Origin of the sequence: Natronosalvus amylolyticus, from assembly GCF_024298845.1 — an archaeon.
Classification (GTDB): domain Archaea; phylum Halobacteriota; class Halobacteria; order Halobacteriales; family Natrialbaceae; genus Natronosalvus; species Natronosalvus amylolyticus.
In genome coordinates this window covers 87,813-99,460 of the sequence record NZ_CP101159.1, presented here as the reverse complement: position 1 = coordinate 99,460, position 11,648 = coordinate 87,813, and the positions used below count along the sequence as shown (strand labels likewise).

6 protein-coding genes are annotated in these 11,648 nt (G+C 57.0%); 1 reads left to right on the top strand and 5 read right to left on the bottom strand.

Going from position 1 to position 11,648, the window contains the following annotated elements; translation table 11 throughout:
- Positions 1-227: 227 nt before the first annotated feature.
- From NLK60_RS17845 to NLK60_RS17835, 3 genes are all read right to left on the bottom strand, one after another.
- Positions 228-1,535 (bottom strand): tyrosine-type recombinase/integrase, encoded by a 1,308-nt coding sequence (locus NLK60_RS17845; protein WP_254810750.1) that lies wholly within the window; start codon positions 1,533-1,535, stop codon positions 228-230.
- A gap of 330 nt (positions 1,536-1,865) precedes the next feature.
- Positions 1,866-5,339 carry an AAA family ATPase gene (locus NLK60_RS17840; RefSeq protein WP_254810749.1) on the bottom strand — a complete coding sequence of 1,158 codons (3,474 nt, stop codon included), beginning with the start codon at positions 5,337-5,339 and terminating at the stop codon, positions 1,866-1,868.
- Positions 5,336-6,637, bottom strand: a complete 1,302-nt coding sequence (locus NLK60_RS17835; RefSeq protein WP_254810748.1) for a metallophosphoesterase family protein — start codon at positions 6,635-6,637, stop codon at positions 5,336-5,338. The genes NLK60_RS17840 and NLK60_RS17835 overlap by 4 nt, the downstream gene beginning before the upstream one ends.
- A 546-nt stretch (positions 6,638-7,183) precedes the next feature.
- Here NLK60_RS17835 and NLK60_RS17830 point away from each other — a divergent pair.
- Positions 7,184-7,450 (top strand): hypothetical protein, encoded by a 267-nt coding sequence (locus tag NLK60_RS17830; protein WP_254810747.1) that lies wholly within the window; start codon positions 7,184-7,186, stop codon positions 7,448-7,450.
- A gap of 31 nt (positions 7,451-7,481) precedes the next feature.
- Here NLK60_RS17830 and NLK60_RS17825 read toward each other — a convergent pair whose 3' ends face one another.
- Both NLK60_RS17825 and NLK60_RS17820 read right to left on the bottom strand, forming a co-directional pair.
- The gene (locus NLK60_RS17825) at positions 7,482-10,049 is read right to left on the bottom strand and encodes a DEAD/DEAH box helicase (protein ID WP_254810746.1); all 2,568 of its coding nucleotides are present in this window, start codon (positions 10,047-10,049) and stop codon (positions 7,482-7,484) included.
- 2 nt (positions 10,050-10,051) lie between these two features.
- Positions 10,052-11,509, bottom strand: coding sequence for a ribonuclease H-like domain-containing protein (locus tag NLK60_RS17820; RefSeq protein ID WP_254810745.1), 1,458 nt, complete (start codon positions 11,507-11,509; stop codon positions 10,052-10,054).
- Positions 11,510-11,648 lie beyond the last annotated feature (139 nt).

Genomic DNA, 11,648 nt, shown 5'->3' with positions numbered 1-11,648 from the left:
GTCCACAATTCAATACTTCATGCACTCACTAATTCAGTGACTCAATGACTCTATGAGTCAGCAACTCCACACTTTCTATGACGCTAAGCAACTCAATGAATCATGGGCTCTTTGATTCCCAACTTCCGGTATCCAATACTTCATGGAATCAGTGACTCAGTGATTCATTGAGTTAGTTATTAACCGAAGAAAGACAACTGGAATGACTTGACAGATGGCGGTTGATGTTACGTTCTCTCTCCGAAGGCTGCGTTAAGTTGGTCTCGCATGAACTCTCGTCGGACTCGACGAGAACGCGAGTCAGACAGGTAATTTTGCATCACCACCCGAGGATCGCTACTACCCTGCTCTGCAGCGATTTCGTCGACACCTTCGAGAACGCCTTCGAGGACTGCTGTATAGGTATCGTACCAGAATCGACGACAGAGCTGTGGACTTGGTCGTTCACCCCTAATCCGCTTGGGGAGATCTGCTTCCAATGCAAGATTTTGGAACCAATTCCGGATTGTATCGCGGGTCACGTACGGCGTTTCTCCTTGTGAGGAGGGGAACAGGTATCCAGTCCACGTATCGTCTTCCGCTAGCTCATCGATTCGGGAGTCGAGCACGTCCATTCCGTACAATAGAGACACTTCGCCGGGCCCGTTCTTGCGGTTCTCGAACGTGATGAAGGGGACGTCGTCTTCGTGAACGTCACGCTGGAACTGCGAGATATGGAGTGCTGCGACCTCACTTGCTCGAAGTCCCCAGCCAGCTAATGCTACCACGAGCAGCTCTTCTCGCGTCGTCCCCGATGCCTGCATCAGTTTCCGAATATGATTCGCTGAAAGCGAAGGAGTCGGGGAATCTTCGACTTCCCACTTGAATTCGTCGTAGAGGCCGCTGGCAGGATTCATCGAGGCGACCCGCCGCCCGACCAGATGCTGATACCACGCGTCGACGACGCGCCGCACACGCTGTAGAGTCTGTGCACTGTATTCCCGTTCTGCTCCCTCATTCAACCAATCAAATGCTGCATAGACCGCGTCAACGGCTTCGTAGGCTGGATTCTCTCGGCCCCGTTGAATCGGTGTGAGGAGGTCGTCCGTCCCGTTCGCCTCCTGGTAGGCATGTACGTAGAGGTTCAGTCGCGTTCGCAGCGCGTCGACAGAAGACGACGCCAGACTGTACCGTGATTTTCGCCGGTTGAGGAACTGTTCGAGGGCGTCGATTGTTGCATCATTCGATGTTGCCCATGTGTAGCCTTCTTCATTGTCCCCGAGTTCGAGATCCTCGTTCCAGAACTCTCCAAACGAGCGGTCGTGATGGCGACGGAGTGCGGTGAGGAACGCCCGCGCATCGTGATCTCGAAACCACTGGTGGGTTGGTTTCTCGCTCGTTGGATCGATACCCTCTGTTTCGAGGCAGGGGGCGATCTCGTCCCAGTACAGGTCCGTGAAGTCCTCGAGCGAATACGAGGTCCATCGGACTCCCTCGAATGATGGCGCTCGCTCAGCGTCGCTCTCGCTCTCCTGTTCGGCGTCCGATCGACTCATTGTAGTGGTCTCTGAGGGACTCGACTGTCTGAAACTGGATTGGTGCAAAACCTCGATAGAAGCCTAGTCGCGGCCCAGTATGGTGATTCTAAGAGTGGCATATTCGAGTTGTTCAGCGTTTTAGTCGGATTAGTTATTAGTTTGTGGGTTCGGCTGACCGAGAGAGTCTGCTAAACCCACGACAATACCGGGAATAAAATACGCTATGGTAATAAACCATATATCGCAATACAATTTTCTTGGGTGATTTCTTGATTCTCGTCTTCATTGGGCCAGAGACTTCGAACCAGTAGCTAGCAAGGTACAAGTACAAAACTCAGCGAGAAAGAATCAGTTTTTGTTTATACGTGAAAGCAGGTTTTCAGTCCTGTCTTTGGCCTCATCTCGAGAGATGCCTTCGTCGACGTAACGCTCGATGACACGGGCACGAATCTGGCCCTGATCCAGCGTCTCATGAGGTTCGATGTACCCGTTCTCTTCAAGATACGTCTCCAGCTCGTTCGCCTTACTGCTATAGAACCCGCTTATTTCGTTGTGCAAGGCCTCAACGATCTGCCTGCCATCGCCATTGACTGACTCAGCAAGTTCACTAACCTCGTCGATGAAGTTACTGCTCACGGCGCCAGAGGCTTCGAGAACCTCTCGATCAACAGGTTCGCCACGACCAACCTTCCAGGCGTCGACGAACTCGTTCAGCGCTGCAGCATTCTCTTCTACTACCGTTACCTGTTCGGAATCAACTGAGGAGAGGTCTCCGTTGCCCCACTGCAGCAGGTTATTCAGCTGCCCCCAGTGCTCGATCCCGAGCTCCAAGAGTTGATGGAGGGTTTCGACATCCTCGACTACGTACCACAGGTGCGCCGTCCCGATGCCACTGTGCGGACTGAACGAGTCCACCCTAAGTTCGTCTCCATACGAGGAATAGTCGTGACCGTCGGGACTGGGGGCCTTCGGAGTGAACGATTCGATAGAGTCCAGATCCGGAATATGTACGGAGTCGTCGACATCGCGAACCGTTGCAAGGTCGATGATTTCGTGGTTGACGCCGTTCGCACTCTCTAGTGCAGCAGTCCACTTTGCCACTTCGTCGCCCTGTGCGGTGAAATAGAAGACCTGCCGACCGTTCCGAGCGAGTTCGATCGTCGACTCGATGATCGTCTTCGCCCTGCGGTCGTCGGTGTTTGCGAGCGTCTCGTCGAGGAGAAGTGGAATCCGAACTCCCTGTTCCTGCTGTTCGACGAAGGCGATTCGGACAGCGAGCAGGACCTGGATCCGAGTGCCGCTCGAAAGCTCGTCAAGTGCGAGCCCCTTCTGTTTGGTTTCGTCGAACGCACGGAATTCGGCTTCGGCCTCATCAAAGTCCAATCGATACCGGCCGCGAGTGATCGTCGTCAGGATTTCACGAGCACGCTCGAAGACGTCCGGGCGACTAGTCTCCATTGTCGCCTCCTGAACGTGATCCACCAGTACGTCGCCGACCATCGCAGCACAGTCGTCCTCGAGTTGGTCTTTCAGATCATCGAGCGCCCGATCACGCTCCGCAAGCGCCGTTTCAACTTTGTTGTCGGACTTTGCCTGCCTGATTTCTGCCTTGATATCGGCAATCCGTGACTGCAGGTCGTCGAAATCCTCAGCAGTTCGTTCCGCCTCACGGAGGTCTTCTCTGAGGTCAGCAATCTCTTGCTTCTTGAGGTTCGGTTCGAAGCCCGGGTAGCTTTCGAGTTCTTCGGCTTCCGTGTTCGCCCGGATGTTGGCCTCTCGTACGTCCTCCGCAGCCGATTCGTATGCTTCGACCTGCTCACAGAGTTTCTCCAACCTATCGTGGTCATCGGAGTCGAGATCCAGATCCGCAAAGATTTCGTCGCGTTCGTCCTCCAGCGCACCTATCTTCTCGGTCGCTTCCTGAATCGTCTCGGTAGCTTGGTCGAGATCCCGCTGTGCGGCTTCGCGTTGCTGTTCGCGGTTCTCGAGGTTTCGGATTACCTCGGTCGCCTCACTAGATCTTTCGACATCGTCGTAGCCGTAGGGATCGAGTTTCGCTTGGAGTTCTTCACGGGCGGTCTCGATCTGGTCGTCGACGGTTTCGATGCTCTCTTGAATCCCTTCAACCTCGTCGTGGGCTTCCTGCCAGTCGAGTACTCGCTTGGAGATCACGGCGAGTTCGACATCAGACGCATCTGGCGCGGCGCCCAACTGGTCTTGGAGTTTGGCACGCGTTTCCTCCAGATCCTGCTCTTTCTGTTCGAGCGTGTCTGAATCCGTCGCCAGGCTATCGCGCCATTCGGACCGTCGCTCGGCCAGTTTGTGCGCTGCGATTGCGTCGTACAGTCCGATCAGACAAGACCGAACCTCGTCTTCGTTCCACGCCCTCGGCGGGTTCAGACCAGTCTTTTCGAACGACTCGCGGTGCGGTTCTCGTGAACTCTTTCCGTCTTTGGACTGTGAGCGAGCGCGCAGCCCATACCAGAAGATACCAGCGGCGACGAGCAGGATGGAGAACAGCAGTGGATGCACCAGCAGACCCAGCGCGATGCTCGTCGAGGCGAGAGAAACGGCCGAGAACACAGCGATTCGGAATGCCTCTGAACCGTCGTTCGACTCCGTTGAAACGGACGCAGCCAGCCACTCCTCCAGCGACTGACTCGCGCGTTGGAGCGTGGGTAGATCGGGCTCAGGGTGCTCCCCATCCCCCAGTAGTCGCTGGACGGCCTCCCGGGTTTCACGCTCGGACTGGAGTTCTTCGGCCTCTCGTGCGAACTTCGAGACGGTCTTCCACGTGACGGGTTCCAAGTCAACGAGGTCCCCGGTATCGACATCTAGGGGAATGTCATCTCGGGCAGTTTCTCGCTGCCGTTGGGCGTCAGCCAAGTCGCCCTGGAGATCCCGTTTCCGGTCCTCCGCAGAATCGAGGTCATCGCGAAGCTCTTTCAGATGGTCGATACGGCCTGTCGGGAGGCCTTCTTCCGGCAGGTCGGCCTCATCAAACCGTTCCTGAGCGTCCGTTTTCGTTTCCTCGGCCTCGTCTTTTTTGTCGGTCCACTCGTCGATGTCATCTTCGAGGGATCGAACACGCTCGATTTCGTCTCCGTCGACCTGGTCTAAGATATCGGGGAACTTGTCGAGCCTCGATTCAGCTTGTTCCAGCTCGTTTCTCGCCTGTGCGTAGTCGATCGCCTGCTCGAGCAGTTCGGATCGTTCTTGTGCTTGACGCGCTGCCTCCAGTTCACTACGTAACCGGGAGAGTTCGTTCTGCTCTTGGCGTAGTTCAGAAACGTCGTTCCGTGCCTCACGCAACTCCTGAATCACTCCCTTGGCGTTCTGGACGACGTTCCTGTTAGCGCGACTCGGGGAATCCGAATACCCAAGCTCGTCGTACGCCGCAGAGAGATCGTAGCCACCAGCTGATTCTCGCTCGATTATCTCGGCGAACGATTCGTTGTTGTTGTCTCGCTGGAGTAGATCGTGGAGTGAGAGACGGTAGCGGTCGCGTTGATCAGCCGGAGGAAGGCTCGGACCGTTCGACTCCTGGCCGTCACGTTGGTAACTCGTGCGCCTATTGTCGACTTCGACTCGCCAGTCTTCACCGTTCAGCGAGAGCTGCCCCACGAGGGACGCACGTTCGTCGGCGGTCTCGGGCCAGCAAAGCCATTCGAGCGACTCAGCGAGCGTCGTTTTTCCTGCCGCGTTCGGCCCATGAACGACATTGATGCCGGAGCACAGGTCGTCGACGGAGAAGCCGCCATTTTCGAACCCAGGAGCTTGGACGATCTGGATTTCCTCGAAGCAGATCGGATTCCTGGTCACGCGTTACCCTCCTTTTGGCTGAGTAGGGTATCAAGCAGTACCCGCGTCTGCTGTTCGAGATGCTCGATAGCGTCAGCGTCGTCCGGATCCTCGAGTTCGGTTTCGCGTCGGATCGGATTGTACGCATTCGCACTATGAGCCTGCCGTACAGCTGCTAACGAGCCATCGACCACGTCGCCGTAGGTTTCGCGTGGATCACCGTCCTCGATTTCAAGCAGGAGGTCAGCGAGGTACGCAGCTGCATTGTCTCCTTCTGCAAGGTCTTCGAGATCGATTGCCGGTCGGGTATCGACGTCAATCGATTCGATCCGGATCAAAACCGACCCCTCCCGGAATCCGAGGTCACGCTCCATCGATTGGTGCTGATCGATGAGCGCCGAGTGCGCATCCGTCCGTCCGGTGAGACGTACGCGAACGAGGCTGAGTTCCAGCGACCTCGTATCGAGTTCGGAGCGAACGTGTTCCTTGATTTCCTCCGAAATTACGGAGGTCGCTTCCTGTGGGTCGTCTACCCCGGAGACGTCGACCGAAACCTGGTCGTAGCGAACGGATGCCAGGGGAATCTGTTCAGCACGCACATCTCCGGTTTCGGGTATCGTAATCGTCCACGGGCCATGCGCCCGCTGTTCACCTGGATCGAGGGGCTGTGGCGATCCGGAGTACAAGGCCAGTGGACGCGAGCCGATCTGTATACCGGGGCTGTGAATATGACCGAGCAGCCAGACATCTACCGAGGTGTCTCGGAGTTCGCTGGACAAAACCGGGGCATATCGGCTCCCTCGCGAGTCGAGGTCAGCGTGAAGCACTCCGATTTGGGGCGCGTCATCGGCCGCCGGAAGCTCGTGGTCCTCAAGCGGAGACTCGTAGACGTGTTCAGCCGAAAACGACCATCCATCGAAGTGTGCTAGCGGCTCGCCATCCCGTTCGAGAGTCCAGCGTTCCCACTGACCCTCTCTCCCGAGGAACTGGAGGGTGTCGGAATCGAGGTTATCGATTATATCTGGGAGGGCATCGAAGTCATGATTCCCGGCAACTACGACGACTGGGATCCCCTCTTCGTCGAGTTTAGCGATCCCGTCCTCAAACGCTCCATACGCCTCGAAGTACCGATTCTCCTGATCAACGATATCGCCAGCAATCACCACAGCATCGACATCTAGGTCAATGGCTTTCTGGACCATTGAAAGCCAGACGGATTTGGGTGACAATCTGGGACCATCTAGATCGTCTGGTATCCGACTTGGATGACGGCCAAGGTGGAGGTCTCCGGTGCAAAGTAATTCAATGGCATCCTTCATGAGTGCGGGTAGATAGTAAGATATATGGACAGGTCACTGATAAATAAGTTCCGCTAATACGTACTGATATAGAAGCCAACGCATGATCGGAGAAGCGAACATAGCAGAGCGTGTTTGGGTACGTGACCAAGTTCGAATACAAGGGTGGGAGAGCCCTATAGATTAGAACTCAGTTGGAGGGAGGAGATCACAGAGGACAGGTGCTTGGTCGAGAAGCGAGTCAAAGAGCCGTTCAATAGGTCGATATAATGCGTGGTATCCATCGACGGTGTAGGCGGACTCCTCATCATCTGTTGGGGAAAGGAAACCGCTCTGAAGAAGTGGAACGAGCGTGGCATCCAACGTAACATTGGCACGCCCGGACTCGATTTCCAGTGTCCGACGTGTAAACCGGGAGCGGAAATCGCGTGTGCAGCAGCCTAGTACGTGGGCACGCCGGTCAGCGAATAATTCACTAAATGACGTACGGTGAGTGCGAGTCCAATAGTCGTCAAGGCTGACGTAGGTTCGGACGATCGGGGAGAGGTCATTGAGTGAACCATCGGCGTGGACGATACCGAGGTCGTTGAGGGCGTGCTGGTCGTGGGTTTCGAGGGACTCACCGAGCGGATGGAGAACAGTTTGAAGCGCGTCGTGGTACTGCGAGGTAAGAAACTCGCCGGCGACGACGTGGGCGTTGCCGATATTCCGAGTAGGGTGGATTGCCTCGTGGTGATCCGGGTTTCGATGTTCGACGTGGGTTCGTGGATAGGTCATCTGCCGCTCCACCCAACGGGGAGTCAGGCATTAACATATCGCGCCTGTAGGGTCTGAGGTCACAGTTATCAGTCCGGATTCCTCTGGCTCACGAGATCGAGGCTGGTGGTCGCTGTTCCTCGACAGGAGTCACTTCGCTACCCGTTTCCGGTAGGTGTTCAGCGAGGTCATCCCCCTCCTGATCACCGAGCAGATGTTCAAGGACGTCCGCAGCTGCAGGGGAGTACAGCGGGCGGTTGTCGTTCCCGCAGCGGTCGTCCATCGTACAGGCCGGACACCCTTCGTCGCGGCCACACGAGCAGTCGACGATGAGGTCGTGGGCACGCTGAGCCACGTCTTCGAAGTGCTCGTAAATCGAGCGCGAGAACCCGAGACCCCCCTCGATGCCGTCGTAGATGAACCACCCACTCTTCTCGGGATTATCGGGCAGTCGATTCGTCGCGAGCCCGCCGATGTCACCACCATCGACTTTCAGCTCGAGTGGCGAGACAGCGATCATGGCGTGCTCAACGGCATGAATCCCACCGAGATATCCCTGAAGCCGCGGTGGGAGGTTGATGCACTCTGGATTGTGATAATCCGAGTGCTTGTTGAGCATCGCCCGTTCGATATCGGTGGGCGTTTCGGCCCAACACAGCTGGGTTCGCATCTCGAGAGGCGGGACACCGGTTTCATTGCCTATCTCGAGCACCTCTCCGCTTCCGATTTCCCGCTTGAGGTAGGTGCTGTAGTGAATCGATACCGTTCCATATCCCCAGTTGAGCGTGAACGGTCCGACCTCGCGCGAGTCCTCGACGACCGTGTCGTAGATGTTGACCTGGCCCTGAGACTGGGTGTAATAGTTCACGTTAGCTTTCTCGAGTAAGATGTACGGCTGCGGGATGTCTTCTCGGAGTTCGACGACCTGGTACTGCTCGCCCTGGTGGAGAACAGTTGCGCCCTCGTGATAGTCTCTGTAGGCCCGATCACGGCCGATTGGTTGATGGTCAATCGACTCATCGCCGGCTAGTCGGACGTCGAAGGTGTTTCCACCGGAGGAGTACAGGCTGATTGCGTCCTGCGGGCGGTCGCGATGGGCGTACATCACGCCGCTGTCGAGAGATCCTTCGAGATCACCGTTCCGCCGCCCGTACTCTACGGCACGTTCCAATCGTTCTTCTCCTCCGAAATCCTCTACGTCGTCGCACGTAAGGGGGAGTTCCTGCGCGGCACAATTGAGCTGCTGGAGGTATACCGGATTGTTGTCGAGGTCAACGACGGCGCTCTCGTGGTCTTCTTCGAGGACGTACTCTGGGTGCTGGAGAATGTACTGGTCGAGCGTGGAGTGGCTCGGGACGAACACAGAGAGCGCATCTCGTGTTCCCCTGCCCGACCGGCCGATCCGCTGCCAAAACGACTGCCGCGATCCCGGATAGCCCATGAGGACGGTCCCGTCGACGCCTCCGATATTGATGCCGACCTCCAAGGCGCTCGTCGTCGAGACGCCGTCGTGGTGTCCCTCCTTGAGCTGGTACTCCGTTGCTCGACGCGACTTTTTCCCGTGTCCGGCATGGTAGGATGCGAGGTCTGGTCTTCCCTGATATCGGTTCTCTGGGTTGTTGATGAAGCGCTTCGCACGGTTGACAGACAGTTCGGTGAGCTTCCGAGAGTCACAGAATAGGAGCGATTGAACGTTCTTCTGGCACATATGTGCCCACACCTCTGGGGCCTCCACCGTCGCCGGACGCTTGGCCAGCGCCGGGGCGTCGATGTCGTCGGTGAGGCCGTCGTCCCCGCTCATCGGGGGATCCCAGAAAACGAGGTGGCGGATGCCTCGCGGTGATCCATCTTCGTCGACGACCGTCGCGGGCTCACCCGTGAGTGCGAGAGCGTGTTCGGCAGGATTGCCGATCGTCGCCGTCGTGAGGACGTACTGCGGATCGCCGCCGTAGTAATCCATGATTCGTTGGGCGCGTCGGAGGATCCAGGCGACGTGCATCCCGCCGAGGCCAGTCCACATGTGAGCTTCGTCGATAACGACTAGCGCGCAGTTCGAGTGGAAGTCTGCCCATAGGTGGTGACCCTCCAAGTACTGATTTAGCCCAACGAAGTTCGTGATTACGACGTTGCACTCCTCCCGGATACGGGACTTTTCCTCGCTCTTCGTGTCGCCATCGTAGACGCCGACACTGATCTCCAGCCCAAGCGTGTCCCGCAAGAATTCGTTGAGCTCTTGTTCCTGGTCGCGACTGAGTGCCTTTGTCGGGTAGACGATGAGCGACCGCGTCTCCGGGTTTTCGAGGTATTGGCGGGCGATATGAAGGCCGTAGACGAGCGTCTTCCCAGAGGACGTGCTGGTCGCCACACAGACGTTCTCACCGCGGTCAAGCACACTCAGGGCATCTGCTTGGTGACTCCACGGGTCGAATTCGAGGTTTCGAGCGATCTTGGGCGGAAGCACGTCCCCTGCTGGAACGGTTTGTTCCTCACGAGCGGGAATCTCGAAATTTTCGTGAACCTGCCCGAAGTAGCGGTTATTCGGGTAGGTACTCTTGAGCTCCTCGCCGGTGAGTTGGAGGATGTCCGTCTCGATATCAATGTCACCGTTGTTGGTATTGTCCTTCGAGTTGGTCGTGAGGTCGATCTGGCTGTGGTCGGTGTCGTGGTCGTCGTGCATTGTTAGAAGTCCATGAGTCCGGTCTGCGTGATGTTTTCATCAGCAGGAACGCTGGCACGCTTGTGGCCGGGCGTCGCCTCCGCGATGGATTCGTAGACTGCGGCCAGCTCACGAACGTCTGCTTCACAGTATGCCCGGGCAGCCTCCCAGTCTACGTCGCGAGCACGCTCTGGAGACCTGAGGAGACGCTGGATGGTATTTGCTAACGACTTCCCGTCGACGACGGCAGCATCCGCGTCACGACCATGTCCGAGGGCTTCGGCGACATCATCAATCCGGTTTGTCCGACCGGGAAGGATGGCGTTGTCCTTTCGGACGGTCCAGTCAAAGAGGTCGTACTCGAACACGGAGTCTGACCAGTAGTCTGCGTACTCCGGTGCGTGTCCTCGAATGAATCGGCTGAGGTGTTTGAAGTCGAAGGTATGGCCATTCCACGCGATGAGCGACGTGCGATCGTACTCGCTGGCCAGCCACGTAACGAACTCTCGGGTGGCTTTTCCTGGATTATCTCGTGACGGTTCCGTATCGATGAAGTCGACATACTCGTCTGTTTCAGGGTCGTAGACGCCGATGAGCCAGATGATGCTCGGGGTGAGGCCGTCGGTCTCGATATCGATGAACAACGGACTATACTCTGCTGCGGGGACAGCTTCGTCCGTGAGACGGATGACGCATCCTTCGGACAGTGCGTGGGCGCTCTGCCGGATGCTCTGAGCTTTCGACTCACCGATGCCATGAACCTCACGGAGATCTCGTTCTGTCGCAGCTGCGACGTCGTCACGCGTCTCGAACCCATTTCGAGCTAGCTTCGGGGCGGTCCCCTTGCCTACACCCGAAAGCGCTCGGAGACCGAATTTATCGGCGGGTGTCGTGGATACGGCGATGCGGCCATCCGAATCAAGCGAGAGGCAAGCGAATTCTGGAGCCCCCTGCCGTCGGGTCGGTGCAAGCCCGCGGACGGGCAGGCGAACACCCTCACCGTCGACGTCAGCTTCCCAAACGAAATCATAACTAGCCTCCATGGCCCCGGTGAGGAACGTCACTTCTCGGTCGATTCGGTGCTGGAAGCGTGCGAGGTGTTCGAGGCCATCGAGCGAGACTTCCATTGTGACTGAGTCGGCGCTCGTCTGGATCTCGTCACAGATGATGTACTCGACGTCGTCTGGGATTCCTTGCCCACGAGCGGTAGAGGCCCCACCGATGAAGTCGAGCGAACTGACGATGGACACGGAAATCCCGTCGACAGTCTCCGTGTGAACGGCGCTTCGCCGAGTGTTAATTACCGGACACGAGGCGGTCCGCTCGACAGTGCTCACCGTTCGCATGTCCAACTTTTCTTCGACGATGTAGATAAGATCCGCATCGAAGTATTCGACGAGGTCTTCGATGGCGGTCGTCGTAGCGTCGACTAGCGCGTCACACCGGAGGGCAAGCAAACGTACTCCAAGGTCGCCCGCCATGTCTCAGTCGGTGGTTGTTCCCTGATCCGGTTGGCTATTGGCAGGTTGCCCCTCATTTCCCGTATTCGTCATACACTTACTATGGGAACCCCGTGGCTTATACTTTCTGACTAGTGCCTCTGTGATGTTTCTAATTCAT